Raw genomic sequence first — 13,890 nt, forward strand, 5'->3', positions numbered from 1 at the left:
ATGAAAATATGTCCTTATTTTCTGCTGACGCTGTGCATGCTGGGCTCTGGCGCGGCCGGGGCAGCGGATCTGCAGAGTGAAGGCAGGGTGCTGATGTCCGAGGGGGAGACGAGTGCCGCCAGCAAAAAATTTGCCGAGGCAGCCAGAATCAATCCGTTTGATGCTTCTGCGCTGAATAATCAGGCCGTTGCGTATGCCGCGCAGGGAGAAAATGAAAAAGCGCTGAATCTGCTGGAACGGGCCGTGAAACTGGCGCCCAACCGGAATGATATCGCTGCCAATCTGAGCGAAATGCGCAATTGGGTTGCCCGCTATGCGCCGCAAATCAAACTCAAAGAGCCGTCACAACCGGTGATCAATGTGTATCCGCAGGCAGATATTCCGCCGGAACCACCCGCCTTATGGAAAAAATAAAGGAAATCTTGATCTGCAGGGCTTGCCAAGTGCTGAAATTTGATGCAATATGAACCTTGTACTTTATCCGTTTTTTCTGAATAAAATATATCGATTCAGCGCAGATACCCAATTTTTATGAAATTCACGCACTTCTTTTTCTTTTTTTATTTTAGCTATTCCAAGCCACAGGCGGTCGGAAGAAGGTAAGCGCACAAAGAAAAAGAGCTGAACCAGAATTCAAAAAACCGCCAGATGTGGCGGTTTTTTTTTAGCCGGAATTTTTTTAAATGCCGGGTACTGACACCGGATACGCAAAAAACATTGAGTCCTTGACATTTACATCTGATATTTACATCTGAACCACACAGGAGAGAACATGCAACGTACCGACGATTTACGCATCCGCGAAATGAAAGAGCTGGTTCCACCCTCACATCTGATCCGTGAGTTTGCCTGCTCCGAAAAAGCTTCAGAAACCGCCGCCAATGCGCGTCACGCGCTGCACCGCATTCTGCATGGACAGGACGACCGTCTGATGGTGGTCATCGGACCATGCTCTATCCATGACACCAAAGCCGCCATGGAATATGCGCACCGTCTGGCGGCGGAACGCCAGCGTTTTGCCGGCGAACTTGAGATCGTGATGCGAGTGTATTTTGAAAAGCCGCGCACCACAGTAGGCTGGAAAGGCCTGATCAATGACCCGTATATGGACAACAGCTTCCGCATCAATGATGGGCTGCGCATTGCCCGCGAATTGCTGTTGAATATCAATGAACTGGGTCTGCCTGCCGGTACGGAGTATCTGGATGTGATCAGCCCACAGTATATTGCCGACCTGATCAGCTGGGGAGCGATCGGCGCGCGCACCACCGAATCCCAGGTGCACCGCGAACTCGCTTCCGGCCTGTCCTGCCCGGTGGGATTTAAAAACGGTACTGACGGCAATGTCAAAATTGCGGTGGATGCGATCAAGGCATCATCCCAGCCGCATCATTTCCTGTCGGTGACCAAAGGCGGCCATTCCGCGATTGTTTCAACTAATGGCAACGAGGATTGCCATATCATCCTGCGGGGCGGCAAGACGCCGAATTATGATGCGGCCAGCGTCGATGCAGCCTGTAAAGACATTGCCAGTGCAGGACTGGCGTCGCGCCTGATGATTGACGCCTCGCATGCCAACAGTTCAAAAAATCCGGCCAACCAGATTCCGGTCTGCGCCAATATCGCCGAGCAGGTTGCGGCAGGTGATACCCGGATTGTTGGCGTGATGATTGAATCGCATCTGGTGGCTGGCCGTCAGGATCTGGTGCCGGGCAAAGAGCTGGTGTATGGTCAGTCGATTACCGACGGCTGCATCAACTGGGAGTCCAGCGTGCAGGTGCTGGAAAATCTGGCAGCCGCAGTCCGTGAGCGTCGCGTGCATCAGTCCAAGGCGGCGTGAGCCTGCGCTGAACCAGAGAAAGAAGCTGGCGATTCAGAAACGTTTCGTCAGCGTCATCTGGTCTCCTGAACGGCGCATTTCCATGCGGTTCAGGAAAGACATACCGAGCAGGGGGATATTGAGCCCGCTTTCAATCACTGAGGCATCAACCTGATGCAGTTCAATCTCGCCGATTTTGACCGTATCGAGCTTGATGAGGTAAGTGTTGACTATCCCGCCGGCGGTGCTGGCACGACCCGGCCGGCCAGATTTGTAATTCAGGCCGAGGCGGATGGCTTCGCTGGCGGGCAGAGCGATCAGACTGGCGCCGGTATCGACCATCATCCGGATGCTGACGCCGTTGATCATTGCCGGAGCGATGAAGTGGCCGCCTTCGCCAGCCGTCAGCACCACATTGCTGTTGCTGCCGGCAGGTGCTGAACGACGCGCGCTTTCCCCCATTGCCAGCACGTAGCGTTTGCCATTGGTGGTGATGGTCGCGCCATCGCGGTCGGCATCGACCAGCCTGGTATCCTCGCTGATCATGCTGCCGACAGCATAGGCTTTGGGGGGCGCTCCGTCGACCACCAGAATCGCCTTACCGGGAAACAGGCCGACCACTCCGACATCGGTGGCAGCCGCGTCGCCACCAGCAAAAAAAACCGGTAACAGCAGGCAGGACGTCAGTCGGGAGAGCAGGCGCATGGCAGTACCGGGTCAGTCGCGGAAATTGTTGAATTCCAGCGGCAGATCCTTGATCTCCTTGCGCAGCAAGGCCATCGCTGCCTGCAGATCGTCGCGTTTGGCGCCCTGCACGCGAACGGCATCACCCTGAATGCTGGCCTGCAGCTTCATCTTGCTGTCTTTGATCGCCTTGACAATCTTCTTGGCATCTTCGGTCTCGATTCCGTTTTTGACTTTGATGACTTGTTTGACTTTGTCGCCGCCGATTTTCTCGACCTTACCCATATCGAGGAAACGCACATCGACCTTCCGTTTTCCCATAGTCTGGGTCACCTCGATGATGATCTGTTCCAGATGAAATTCCGAGTCGCCATAGATAATGATTTCGCGCTCTTTGTCTTTCAGTTCGACTTTGGCGCTGGTGCCTTTGAGATCGAAGCGGTTGGTGACGACCTTGTTAGACTGAACGACGGCATTTTTTACTTCTTCCATGTTCGCTTCAGAGACGGTATCGAATGAGGGCATAGCACTTCCTTGCAGAAAAATTAGATACGCCATTTTAGCAAATGCACAGCCGCCACCGGGCGCGGCAGTTATAATTTGCGGCTTATGACAACGAATCTCCCTCTCTCTGCCCATGCTTCGCTGCAGAAGCTCAATACTTTCGGCATCGCAGCGCAGGCGCGCTGGCTGCTGACACTCACTGACAGCACGCAATTACAGACACTGCGGCAGGATGCCGCGCTCAGCGCCTTGCCACGCCTGATTCTGGGGGGCGGCAGCAATCTGGTGCTGTCGGATCAGCTCGATGCGCTGGTGATCCATGTCTGCCTGAAAGGGCGCAAGCTGCTGGCGGAAGATGCGGAATTTTTTTACGTGCAGGCTGCTGCGGGCGAAAACTGGCATGCGTTTGTGCAATGGACGCTGGCGCAGGGCTGGGGCGGGCTGGAAAACCTGTCGCTGATTCCCGGCACGGTGGGCGCTGCGCCGATACAGAACATCGGCGCCTACGGTGCCGAAATGCAGGATTGCTTCCATTCTCTGCAAGCCTTTGATTTTGCGACCGGCAACATCGTCACGCTGGATAAGGCGGACTGTCAGTTCGCCTACCGCGACAGCGTGTTCAAGCATGCTTACCGTGACCGCATGTTGATTCTGAATGTGAGTTTTGCCTTGCCCCGGCAATGGCAGCCAAAGCTGGATTATGCAGATCTGGCAGCCCGATTGCAGCAGCAGGGGATCGTGCCGACGCCGCAGGCAGTCAGTGCCATAGTGATCGCGATACGCCAGTCCAAATTGCCCGATCCGGCAGAAACCGGCAATGCAGGCAGTTTTTTCAAAAACCCGGTGGTCAGCGCCGCGCAGCGTGCGGCTTTGCTGCAAGCCTATCCGGGGCTGGTCAGCTATGCCCAGCCGTCAGGACAATTCAAACTGGCGGCGGGCTGGCTGATCGAGCAGTGCGGCTGGAAAGGGCGCAATCTGGGCCGTGCCGGCGTGTATGAGAAGCAGGCGCTGGTGCTGGTGAACCGCGGCGGTGCCACAGGCGCCGAGGTGCGGACGCTGGCGCAGGCGGTGCAGGCCGATGTGCTGCAGAAATTCGGTGTGCAGCTCGATATCGAACCGGTTTTTTTCTGATACGGCATCACCTGAATGTGTCGGGCCGGCCGATTTGCGGGAGAGGGATACATGCAACCAGTATGCGTCCCTGCGATCAAGGCAAGTGAGGATGTAAGTAAGTCAGATACTCCACCCTGTTTTTCATAAAAGCGAGCTGACGTCAAAATAAAGTAAGGGTTTTAAAATATACTGGGGGGAGTATATTTTTGCTGCGCAAACCCTGAAACGACCTGTACCGATCCGGTGACCATCTCAGGCAATCGCCATTATCGGGCGCATCGTTGCTGCATGGATCTGAAACTGTGGATGCGCCGGTTTGCGCGGTGACGGGCGTATTGGCATCGCAGATGTTCTGAACCTGCGGCTTGCAAAAACAACTTGCAAAAACAATTGGCAACATGAGTGCGTAAAATCAGTTTGCCGTTCCGAGTCTCGGTTATCTCCGCAGGTATCTGACGGTTCAGCGGGCGTTGCTGCAGCCCAGGTTTTTCATTTCTTTTTCGGTATCGCGCCGCATCGTTTTCATGCTCTCCATTTCCTCAGCATTACCGCCGCTGCGTTCGCCGTTTTGCATCTGACCCAACACTTCCCGTAATTGTTTGCACAGTCCCTGAGTACGGGTCGCATCGCTTTTGCCGGTATTGGCGCTGGCGGCGGCCGAGGCACTGGCTGCATCGCCGGTGGTTTCCGGTTTCGCAGCGGGATTGTTGCCGGTACCGGATTTTTGCGGCGGGCGGTTGCGGTTTTTTTCTTCCATGCAGTCTTTTTCAACCGCTGCCCGCACATCTGCTGAGTTGCCGCGCTGCGCATAGATGTCACCGATCAGCTTGCGCCGTTCTTCGCTGCCGCCGTCTGCCAGCAGGCGCTCCTGCGTGGCGCCGGCTTCACGCATCCAGATAATCTTTTTCGCTTCTTCGCCCCGCTGACGGCAACCGACATCGATATTGGCGGCAGGGTTTTCCAGTGGTGCATGCAAGACGCCGATCACCCGTTCTTGTTGGCCTTTGCCGCACGGCTGATCCTGATAGGTATTGCCGCAGCGATAGAGTGTCTGCGCCGGTGTGGCGACTGGCCAGAGCAGCACCGCCAAAGTGCCGAGCAACGCCAGTTGCCGGCGGGTTGTCATCCTGCGTGTTTTCGGCATCTGGTCCTCATTTCTGACGGTGCGTGGTTTGTGTGGCGGCATATGGTTGCGTGTGGTGGCAGCTCAGGTCTTGGCTCTGGCTTCCAGCTGTTCCCATTTGTCCAGTGCTTCCAGCAGCGCTTCATCGATTTCGGCAAAACGTGCATTCAGCCGGGTTGCTTCGTCCGGGCCGTTTTTATACAGATCCGGATCTGCCAGCCTGCCCGTGATCGATGCCTGTTCCTGTTCCAGTGCGGTAATCTGCGCTGGCAATTCCTCCAGTTCGCGCTGTTCTTTATAGCTGAGTTTTTTTCCTTTAGCAGGCGCGTTGCTGGCGGTGCTGCTGGCTGTTGTTGTTGCTTTGGCGTTCGTTTTGGACTCGGCGCGGGAATCTGTCTTGGAGGAAACCTTATTGCTGCTGACGGTATCGCGGTAACGCTCCCAGTCGGTGTAGCCGCCGATGAATTCGCGCCACTGACCAGCGCCTTCCGCCACGATCACCTGCGTCACGACGTTGTCGAGGAAGGTACGGTCATGGCTGACCAGGAAGACGGTACCGGTGTAATCTTCCAGTAATTCCTCCAGCAATTCCAGTGTGTCGATATCCAGATCATTGGTGGGTTCGTCCAGCACCAGCACGTTGGCCGGTTTGGCAAACAGGCGTGCCAGCAGCAGCCGGTTGCGTTCGCCGCCGGACAGCGATTTCACCGGCGAGCGCGCACGCTCCGGCGCGAACAGGAAATCTCCCAGATAGGACATCACATGCTTGCGCTGGCCATTGACTTCCACCCAGTCGCTGCCGGGGGAAATGGTGTCGGCCAGACTGGTGTCTTCATTCAACTGGGCGCGCATCTGGTCAAAATAGGCTACCTGCAGTTTGCTGCCCTGTTTCACGGTGCCGCTGTCCGGCGCATCTTCGCCGAGGATCAACTTCAGCAATGTAGTCTTGCCCGCGCCATTCTGACCAATGAGACCGACTTTGTCGCCGCGCAGGATGATGCTGGAGAAATCTTTGACGATGACTTTGTCACCAAACGACTTGCAGACGTTGTCCAGCTCCGCCACGATTTTTCCTGAGCGTTCGCCGGTGGTGACGTCGAGTTTCACCTGACCCTGCTGTTCGCGGCGGGCGCTGCGCTGCAGGCGCAATTGTTCCAGTCGCTTGACTCGGCCTTCGTCGCGCACCCGGCGCGCTTTCACGCCCTTGCGTATCCAGACTTCTTCCTGCGCCAGGAATTTATCAAACTTGGCATTTTCCACTTCTTCAATTTCGAGCTGCTCTGCCTTGCGGGTCTGGTAGGTGGAAAAATTACCGGGATAAGAAGTCAGCTTGCCACGATCCAGTTCGACGATGCGGGTCGCCACATTGTCGAGAAAACTGCGGTCATGCGTGATAAACAGCACGCTGCCTTTAAAGTCTTTCAGCAAGCCTTCGAGCCATTGAATCGATGAAAAATCCAGATGGTTGGTCGGTTCGTCCAGCAGCAGCACATCGGGGCCGCTGACCAGCGCGCAGGCCAGTGCCACCCGTTTTTTCATACCGCCGGACAGCGTTCCCATCAGCGCGTCTTTTGCCAGATTCAGCTTGTCGAGCGTGGTCTCGACCTTGTTCGACAGGCTCCAGGCATCGGCGGCATCAAGCTTGGTCTGAATTTCATGCATGCGCTCCATCAGCGCCTCATCATTGTCGCCGCCGAATTGCCCGGTCAGGCTTTCATATTCCTGCAGCAAAGCGGGTAATTCACCCAGACCGGATGCGACAGCATCAAACACGCTGATATCCTGTGCAAACTGCGGTTCCTGTTCCACATAGGCGATGTTCAGGCCCTGCTGCATAACCAGCAGTCCGTCGTCGATTTTGGAGGTGCGGGCGATGATCTTGAGCAAAGAAGATTTGCCGGTACCGTTGCGCCCGATCAAGCCGACGCGCTCGCCGCTTTCGAGAGAAAATTCTGCGTGATCCAGCAGCGCAACGTGACCGAATGCGAGCTGTGCATCGCTTAAAGAGATAACTGCCATAAATTCCTGAGCTGTCTGCGGCCGGAATGGCCGGACAAAAATGAAGAAAACCCGTATTGTACGCGAGAGCACCGCGCCGGCGATGGCGGATTACCCAAGCGTGCTGAAATCCGGCAGGGCGCTTAGCGGTACTTTCTTTCAATCGCGGCATTGGTGCCGTCTTTTTCCATGCTCTTCAGGATCTGATTCCATTTGTCGATCTTTTCCTGCGCCATCGTCAGATTGCAGGCCAGATACATATCGACCTGATTGAACGAAAACAAGGGGACGATCATTTTGCTTAGTCCCTGTTGCTTCAGGATATCCATGCCCAGCAATTCTCCGCTTGCCCAGAAATCGAAGCGTCCGGCCAGTAGTTTGCGCGGGTTGTCTGAATCCGTGTTGGCGAGGTCGGTGACGTAGCCTTTCAGCGAAAAAAACTCGGAAACCGCATCGTTGCGGTAACCGCCGATGACATAGGTGCGCAGGTCTTCGAGCGACTGCGGATGACGGGTATCGTCGGCACGGGCAAAAATCACCCAGTTATTCCGGACCAGCGGTCCCACCCATTTGTAAAGCAATTCGCGACCCGGTGTTCTGGAGGTGGAAAAAACGCAGGTATCGGGATTATTCTGCGCCATCTGGATGGCGCGCGACCACGGAAAGACGCTGATTTTGTATTTTTCGCTGGCACGGTGCATCAGCTCCTGGACTTTTTCAGTGGAAATTCCTGTGACTTCCCCGTTTTTGGGATTCATCATGTTGAAAGGCGGATAGTCTTCCGTGACCAGTGTCTGCACCTTGCCGGATTCGGCCGCATGCGTGATGCCAGCTGTGAGCAATGTCACGGAAATGGCGAGCAGGCGTTGCAGGATAGTCATGACTGTCTCCTGTGGGCATCAAGCTGTGTGGTGGCACGAGCCCTGAATTTTTTCTTTCAGGATAGGATAATTCCAGCTTTCTTCAATCCAAAGCGTTCCTTTGTCGGGATGTTGCAATGTGGCTGCAAAGTCAGTTTGACGAGGAGAATAGGGGGAAAGTTGAACCAGAAATGAAAACAGGCAGCCGGAGCTACCTGTTTTGTCTGGTGCACAAGCGACGATCACCATATTGTGCGATGGTTGCCTGGTGTCCCCACCGGGAATCGAACCCAGATCTGATTCTTAGGAGGAACCTGTTCTATCCATTGAACTACAGGGACGGCAAGCCCGCTACTATAGCATCAGAACAAGCGGCTATACAACACAAGAACCGGGCAAGCCGCGAGAGCAGCAGATCGCCTGACGACGGTCTGCCGGCAGTTAGTACGACCGGCGGCGTTATTTGCCCTTGAGACCGCAGGTATTCAGACCCAGAATCGAGTACAGCGGGCAAAAGCCAAACAGGCTGGTTGCCAGCGGGACAATACCTATCCATGCCCACAGCGGGCCACCGGCCAGTGCCCAGCCGATCAGGGCGAGGCCCACGATGATTCTCACAATACGGTCAATGCTGCCAACATTCACTTTCATGACGGACTCCTTGAGTTGATGAATCGGATAAGTATTACAGCACGTCTGCAACACTTTGTCTGTGATCTGCATCGAACTCTGTGCGAACACTGCAGACAGATTGCCACTGGAATCGGTATGCGGTGTGCTGGCGGCTCAGGTCGCGCTGCCGGCGTATTTCAGCGCTGAGACAGCGCCAGACGCACCGCCAGCGCGGCGAATACCACGGACGCGCTGCGGTTCATCCAGCGTTGGGCCGTGGCTGAATGGCGCAGTCGCTGCCCGGCGGTGGCCGCAAAATAACTGATGCTGCCAAATGCCAGCAAGGTTGCCAGAATGAAGATTCCGCCCAGCTGGAAAAACTGGAAGGCAATCGCCCCTTTTTCTGCCGAGACAAACTGCGGCAGGAAAGCGAGGAAAAACAACACCACTTTAGGATTCGTCAGATTCATCACAATACCGCGCAGATACAGTTCCCGTGCCTGCAGTCTGACTGCGCCCTGGCTGTCATCCGCGTTGCTGACAGGTGCCCGGAACGCCTGATAGGCGAGGTATAGCAGATAGGCCGCGCCGATGAATTTCATCACAATGAAAGCGGTGGCTGACGCGGCAAACACGGCGGCTAATCCCATCGCAATGGCGGTCGTGTGGACGATCAGGCCGCTGCAAAGGCCGAGCACCACCAGCATGCCAGCCTTACGGCCTTGTATGGCCGACTGCATGAGGACAAACAGATTGTCTGGCCCGGGGGATAATCCGAGCAAAATGGAAACGCCGAAAAAGCTCAGTGCAGTCTGAAAACCCAGCATGATGTCCTCGCAGAGAAAACTGCATTATCGGCGATCTGGCAGCGAATAGCAGCCCTGCCTGAACGGTGTTGATTGCTTCAGCCTGAAACTGTCGGTCGGTGAGAGGTGTTCAGGCCGGATTGCGCCGTTTACCGGGGCGGCTCAGTACCCGCTGGATGATGCTGGGTGCAACACCATGCGATTGCAGATATTCCAGCGCGCAGCTGGTGCCGTGGGAAGATTGCAGGCTGATGCCGGTGTCAATATAGGCCGCAATGATGTCTTCAGTGCGTCGTTGCGCCAATATGTCTTTGGTGATTACGGGGGCGATACTGAGATTACTCGGAACCATGTCAAACTCCATTCCAGACCTGGCAGCCATTGTAATGCGGCATTACTGAACTGCCGCGCGCTTGTCCCGGTCACTTGCGATGAGATAAAAATGTCTCCTTGTTTCACTCCCGATTATATGCCGGGACAGGTGGGTAAACTTGTCCGGCCTCAATAAATTTCATGCATAGGGGATAAAAGAAAAAATAATTTAATGTTTTGATATGTTAAAAAAGTATTTATTTGTAATTGTGGCATGCTGCAAATGAATGGTTTGACATAAAAACGCTGAATCTGGAAGTCGCTTATGCGTCACTTATGTCTTAATGACCGGGTGCCGCACCTGCTGTGTGCTGTACCCGGCCGGTTTGGGCGGGATCAGAGTTCGGTACGCAGGGCGAACAGCTCAGGAAACAGCACCACATCGAGCATTTTGCGCAGATAGCTCACCCCTGCGGTGCCGCCGGTACCGGTTTTAAAACCGATGATGCGTTCAACGGTGGTCACATGACGGAAGCGCCAGATGCGGAATGCGGTTTCCATATCGACCAGTTTTTCTGCCAGCTCGTATAAAGACCAGTGTTGCTCAGGCGCTTGATACACCTGCAGCCATGCTGCTTTCACCGAGTCATTCATGGTGACTGGCTGGGTCCAGTCACGCTGCAGGCGCGCAAGGTCAATTGCAAAGCCCTGGCGGGCCATCAGCATGATGGCTTCATCGTAAATCGACGGCGTGCGCAGGGTGGCCTGCAGACTGGCGTGGATTTCCGGCTTGCTTTCATGGACGGCCAGCATCGCAGCATTTTTATTGCCCAGCAGGTATTCCAGTTCACGGTACTGATGCGACTGGAAGCCGGAAGACGCCCCCAGGTACGGACGGATAGCGGTGTATTCGCTTGGCGTCATGGTGGCCAGCACATCCCATGCATGAACCAGCTGATCCATGATGCGGGCCACACGTGACAGCATCTTGAATGCCGGCGGCAGGTCATTCAGATGAATCTGGCGTCGCACCGCATGCAGTTCATGCAGCATCAGTTTGATCCATAATTCGCTGGTCTGGTGCTGGATGATGAACAGCATTTCATTGTGATTTGGCGACAGCGGATGCTGCGCACTCAGAATCTGGTCCAGACCCAGATAGTCGCCATAGCTCATGGATTCCGAAAAATCCATCTGGGCGCCATGCCATGACATCGGGCATTTGCCCGGTTCCTGCGGATTGCTCATCATTATTCCTTTGTATTGTCTGAAGTGTTTTCTGGGCAGGGCGGTGTCGGGCTGATGGTTTCAGGTGACCGCATGACGTTGTTCACTGGCGTCGTAATCCTGATTGTCCAGAACATCGCGCAGGGCTTCCACCGCGTCCCAGACATCGGTAAAGCCGATATACAGCGGCGTGAAGCCGAAGCGCATAATCGCCGGTTCGCGGTAGTCGCCGATCACGCCGCGCCGGATCAGCGCCTGAATCACGGCATACGCATGCGGATGACGGAGACTGACCTGACTGCCGCGCTGCGCATGATCGCGCGGTGTGACCAGCTCCAGCGCATGCTGCTGACAGCGCTGTTCAACCAGCCGGATGAACAGGTCGGTCAGCGCCAGTGATTTGCTGCGGATAGCGTGCATGTCGGTTTTACCGAACACATCCAGCCCGCAGCCAACCAGCGCCAGTGACGCGATCGGCTGCGTGCCGCACAGCGCGCGGCGCACACCAGCGACCGGCTCAAAGCCAGGCTGCATGGCAAACGGATTCGCATGACCCCACCAGCCGGACAGCGGATGCCGGAAAATTGCCTGATGCCGTTGCGGAACCCAGATAAACGCTGGCGCACCCGGACCACCGTTCAGATATTTGTAAGTGCAGCCAACCGCCAAATCAGCGTTTGCGGCATTCAGCGCCACCGGCACCGCGCCTGCCGAATGGGCCAGATCCCACAGCATCAGTGCGCCGTGACGATGCGCCAGCGCAGTCACGGCGGCCATGTCATGCAGATAGCCGGTGCGGTAATTCACGTGCGTCAGCATCACCAGCGCTGTCTGCGCATTGATCGCTGCGGGCAGCTGTTCCGGCGAATCAATCAGATGTATCCGGTAGCCGCGGTCCAGCCAGCGCGTGATGCCTTCGGCCATGTAAATATCGGTCGGAAAATTGCTGCGCTCGGTGATGATGGTATGGCGCTCCGGACTGGCTGACTGCATCTGCAGGGCGGCGGCAATCGCTTTAAACAGGTTCACCGAGGTGGTGTCGGTGACCACGATTTCACCTGCATCAGCACCGACCAGCGGCGCCAGCTGGTCACCCAGTGCCGAGGGCATCTGAAACCAGCCTGCCTTGTTCCAGCTGGTGATCAGGTCTTGCCCCCATTCCTGACTGATGACTTCCAGCGCACGTTGAAGGGAGGCTCTGGGGCGCGCACCGAGGGAATTGCCGTCGAGGTAAATCACGCCGGGCGGCAGCAGAAATTCGTTGCGCAGCGCGGCCAGCGGATCTTGCGCGTCCAGCGTTGCGCAGTGTTCGCGGGTGAGTGAGGGGAGTGTGGTCATGGTCAGTCTCCGGAGTTTGTTGGTGTAGGTATCCAAGTTCAGTGATCAGGAATGGGCGCATCCGCTGGCAGACGGCGCATCGCAGGATGGCAGCGCCCTGAGAATGGCGCGTACCGGGCTGGCATCGAGCCCGGCGAGTTTCAGCGGCAGGCAGATCAGCTCATAATCGCCGGGGGCGACATCATCCAGCACAATGCCTTCCAGAATCGCCATGCCGTGTTTTTTCATGCAGAGATGCGCATCCAGGGTTTTTGATTCCTGTGGGTCCAGCGAAGGGCTGTCAATCCCGATCAGTTGCACGCCATGCTGCGCCAGCAGTTCTATGGTGGTGCTGGCAATGCTGGGGAAATCCGCATCCCACGCCATTTGTGGCGCCTGCTGATAAGTACGGAACAGCACGCGCGGCGGCACCGACTGCAAAGAGGCCTGCACATGCTCCGGCAGCACCTGACTGACGCCTGTACAGTGAATCACGCGGCAAGCACCGATGTAGGTGGACAGCGCCACTTCGTCGATCGCCTTGCCTGCCGGATCGTAATGCGAAGGTGCATCGCAATGCGCCCCGGTGTGTGTGGACATGGTGATCTTGCTGACTTTCACCGGACAGCCATCGGCGATCTGCCAGGTGGTTTCGGCGCTGTATGCGCTGTCGCCGGGCCAGACCGGAATCCCGGGGCGAATGGCGGGCGTGATATCCCAGAGTTGCTGTGTACCGGACATGCTGGCTCCTGTTGCGTGAGTGCGGATGCGTGTGATCAATACAGAGATTTTATGCCGGAATGGCTGACAATTTCTTGCAAAGTGATTCGATGAAATGTTGATAAATGGAATTTGCTGCGATAATGTTGATATTTATTGAAATAATCTGCAATGATGTATTTGTGCATTGCAGCTATCTGTCATGATGGAGTCATTCATGCAACTGGATCCGGTCGATTTTAAAATTTTGCAGCAATTGCAGAGTGACGGGCGCATCAGCAATCAGGAGCTGGCAGACAAGGTGTTTCTGTCGCCATCCTCCTGCCTGCGGCGGGTGCGCATGCTGGAGGAGGCGGGCATCATCCACCATTACTGCGCCGTGGTGGATGCTGAAAAAGTCGGCTTGGAAGTGGATGCCTTTGTGCAGGTCACGATGCGGCGCGATGTCGAGCAATGGCATGAAAATTTTTCGCAAGCCCTGCAACAGTGGCCGGAGGTCATCGGCTCTTACATCATCACGGGCGATGCCAATTACCTGCTGCGCGTGCGCGCCCGCAATCTCAAACATTACTCCAGCTTCGTGCTGGAAAGACTGTACAAAACCACTGGCGTGCTGGACATCCGTTCCAATATCGTGCTCCAGACCCTGAAAGACACCCGTCAGATTGCGACTGAGTTGATGACGGATCAGCAGCGCTGATTTGTACTTTGAGGGGAGTATCCTATTTTTTCGGCCTGATGCCCAGATAATCAAAGGGGTTTCAAATATACTCAGAGGGAGTATATTTGAGGATG

At 55.7% G+C, this 13,890-nt stretch carries 16 protein-coding genes and 1 tRNA gene; 4 read left to right on the forward strand and 13 right to left on the reverse strand.

All coding sequences use genetic code 11. The annotated features are described in order from the left end of the window. Complete coding sequence (locus tag H8K27_RS04775; RefSeq protein ID WP_186862078.1) at window positions 1-414, forward strand: tetratricopeptide repeat protein; 414 nt, start codon at window positions 1-3, stop codon at window positions 412-414. Window positions 415-772: 358 nt separating this feature from the next. Next, complete coding sequence (gene aroG / locus H8K27_RS04780) at window positions 773-1,840, forward strand: 3-deoxy-7-phosphoheptulonate synthase AroG (RefSeq protein ID WP_186862079.1); 1,068 nt, start codon at window positions 773-775, stop codon at window positions 1,838-1,840. A gap of 33 nt (window positions 1,841-1,873) precedes the next feature. On the opposite strand, the gene H8K27_RS04785 is transcribed toward aroG, so the two are convergent. Continuing rightward, window positions 1,874-2,524: a retropepsin-like aspartic protease family protein gene (locus H8K27_RS04785; RefSeq protein ID WP_186862080.1), complete on the reverse strand. Its 651-nt coding sequence runs from the start codon at window positions 2,522-2,524 to the stop codon at window positions 1,874-1,876. Between the two features lie 12 nt (window positions 2,525-2,536). After that, window positions 2,537-3,028, reverse strand: coding sequence for a YajQ family cyclic di-GMP-binding protein (locus tag H8K27_RS04790; RefSeq protein ID WP_186862081.1), 492 nt, complete (start codon window positions 3,026-3,028; stop codon window positions 2,537-2,539). A gap of 84 nt (window positions 3,029-3,112) precedes the next feature. On the opposite strand from H8K27_RS04790, the gene murB reads away from it, so the two are divergent. Continuing rightward, on the forward strand, window positions 3,113-4,138 hold the full coding sequence (murB, locus tag H8K27_RS04795) for a UDP-N-acetylmuramate dehydrogenase (RefSeq protein ID WP_186862082.1): 1,026 nt from the start codon (window positions 3,113-3,115) through the stop codon (window positions 4,136-4,138). Between the two features lie 442 nt (window positions 4,139-4,580). Here murB and H8K27_RS04800 read toward each other — a convergent pair whose 3' ends face one another. The 11 genes from H8K27_RS04800 to kynB form a co-directional block, all read right to left on the reverse strand. Further along, the gene (locus H8K27_RS04800; RefSeq protein WP_186862083.1) at window positions 4,581-5,264 is read right to left on the reverse strand and encodes a DUF4124 domain-containing protein; all 684 of its coding nucleotides are present in this window, start codon (window positions 5,262-5,264) and stop codon (window positions 4,581-4,583) included. 63 nt (window positions 5,265-5,327) lie between these two features. Further along, on the reverse strand, window positions 5,328-7,262 hold the full coding sequence (locus H8K27_RS04805) for an ATP-binding cassette domain-containing protein (RefSeq protein WP_186862084.1): 1,935 nt from the start codon (window positions 7,260-7,262) through the stop codon (window positions 5,328-5,330). Between the two features lie 122 nt (window positions 7,263-7,384). Beyond that, the gene (locus tag H8K27_RS04810) at window positions 7,385-8,122 is read right to left on the reverse strand and encodes a substrate-binding periplasmic protein (protein WP_186862085.1); all 738 of its coding nucleotides are present in this window, start codon (window positions 8,120-8,122) and stop codon (window positions 7,385-7,387) included. Between the two features lie 18 nt (window positions 8,123-8,140). After that, entirely contained in the window at window positions 8,141-8,350 is a 210-nt protein-coding gene (locus H8K27_RS04815; RefSeq protein ID WP_186862086.1) for a hypothetical protein, read from the reverse strand. A gap of 17 nt (window positions 8,351-8,367) precedes the next feature. Beyond that, window positions 8,368-8,442: transfer RNA gene (locus H8K27_RS04820), tRNA-Arg, on the reverse strand. Between the two features lie 118 nt (window positions 8,443-8,560). Continuing rightward, window positions 8,561-8,752: a YgaP family membrane protein gene (locus H8K27_RS04825; protein WP_186862087.1), complete on the reverse strand. Its 192-nt coding sequence runs from the start codon at window positions 8,750-8,752 to the stop codon at window positions 8,561-8,563. 158 nt (window positions 8,753-8,910) lie between these two features. Beyond that, entirely contained in the window at window positions 8,911-9,540 is a 630-nt protein-coding gene (locus tag H8K27_RS04830) for a LysE family translocator (protein WP_186862088.1), read from the reverse strand. Between the two features lie 109 nt (window positions 9,541-9,649). Beyond that, window positions 9,650-9,871, reverse strand: a complete 222-nt coding sequence (locus H8K27_RS04835; protein WP_186862089.1) for a hypothetical protein — start codon at window positions 9,869-9,871, stop codon at window positions 9,650-9,652. 356 nt (window positions 9,872-10,227) lie between these two features. Beyond that, a complete protein-coding gene (kynA, locus tag H8K27_RS04840; protein ID WP_186862667.1) occupies window positions 10,228-11,079 on the reverse strand; it encodes a tryptophan 2,3-dioxygenase in 852 nt (283 codons plus the stop codon). Window positions 11,080-11,139: 60 nt separating this feature from the next. Further along, window positions 11,140-12,396: a kynureninase gene (gene kynU, locus H8K27_RS04845; protein ID WP_186862090.1), complete on the reverse strand. Its 1,257-nt coding sequence runs from the start codon at window positions 12,394-12,396 to the stop codon at window positions 11,140-11,142. Window positions 12,397-12,441: 45 nt separating this feature from the next. Next, a complete protein-coding gene (kynB, locus tag H8K27_RS04850) occupies window positions 12,442-13,116 on the reverse strand; it encodes an arylformamidase (RefSeq protein WP_186862091.1) in 675 nt (224 codons plus the stop codon). Between the two features lie 196 nt (window positions 13,117-13,312). On the opposite strand from kynB, the gene H8K27_RS04855 reads away from it, so the two are divergent. After that, a complete protein-coding gene (locus tag H8K27_RS04855) occupies window positions 13,313-13,795 on the forward strand; it encodes an Lrp/AsnC family transcriptional regulator (RefSeq protein ID WP_186862092.1) in 483 nt (160 codons plus the stop codon). The last annotated feature ends 95 nt before the right edge of the window (window positions 13,796-13,890 follow it).

It is taken from the genome of Cognatundibacterium griseum (assembly GCF_014284195.1).
Classification (GTDB): domain Bacteria; phylum Pseudomonadota; class Gammaproteobacteria; order Burkholderiales; family Burkholderiaceae_D; genus Undibacterium; species Undibacterium griseum.

Coding starts and splice junctions, on each gene's coding strand:
- H8K27_RS04815 (WP_186862086.1), bottom strand. CDS start 8,350: ATGGTGATCGTCGCTTGTGCACCAGACAAAACAGGTAGCTCCGGCTGC.
- H8K27_RS04805 (WP_186862084.1), bottom strand. CDS start 7,262: ATGGCAGTTATCTCTTTAAGCGATGCACAGCTCGCATTCGGTCACGTT.
- H8K27_RS04800 (WP_186862083.1), bottom strand. CDS start 5,264: ATGCCGAAAACACGCAGGATGACAACCCGCCGGCAACTGGCGTTGCTC.
- H8K27_RS04835 (WP_186862089.1), bottom strand. CDS start 9,871: ATGGTTCCGAGTAATCTCAGTATCGCCCCCGTAATCACCAAAGACATA.
- H8K27_RS04825 (WP_186862087.1), bottom strand. CDS start 8,752: ATGAAAGTGAATGTTGGCAGCATTGACCGTATTGTGAGAATCATCGTG.
- kynA (WP_186862667.1), bottom strand. CDS start 11,079: ATGAGCAATCCGCAGGAACCGGGCAAATGCCCGATGTCATGGCATGGC.
- kynB (WP_186862091.1), bottom strand. CDS start 13,116: ATGTCCGGTACACAGCAACTCTGGGATATCACGCCCGCCATTCGCCCC.
- H8K27_RS04855 (WP_186862092.1), top strand. CDS start 13,313: ATGCAACTGGATCCGGTCGATTTTAAAATTTTGCAGCAATTGCAGAGT.
- H8K27_RS04775 (WP_186862078.1), top strand. CDS start 1: ATGAAAATATGTCCTTATTTTCTGCTGACGCTGTGCATGCTGGGCTCT.
- aroG (WP_186862079.1), top strand. CDS start 773: ATGCAACGTACCGACGATTTACGCATCCGCGAAATGAAAGAGCTGGTT.
- kynU (WP_186862090.1), bottom strand. CDS start 12,396: ATGACCACACTCCCCTCACTCACCCGCGAACACTGCGCAACGCTGGAC.
- murB (WP_186862082.1), top strand. CDS start 3,113: ATGACAACGAATCTCCCTCTCTCTGCCCATGCTTCGCTGCAGAAGCTC.
- H8K27_RS04810 (WP_186862085.1), bottom strand. CDS start 8,122: ATGACTATCCTGCAACGCCTGCTCGCCATTTCCGTGACATTGCTCACA.
- H8K27_RS04790 (WP_186862081.1), bottom strand. CDS start 3,028: ATGCCCTCATTCGATACCGTCTCTGAAGCGAACATGGAAGAAGTAAAA.
- H8K27_RS04830 (WP_186862088.1), bottom strand. CDS start 9,540: ATGCTGGGTTTTCAGACTGCACTGAGCTTTTTCGGCGTTTCCATTTTG.
- H8K27_RS04785 (WP_186862080.1), bottom strand. CDS start 2,524: ATGCGCCTGCTCTCCCGACTGACGTCCTGCCTGCTGTTACCGGTTTTT.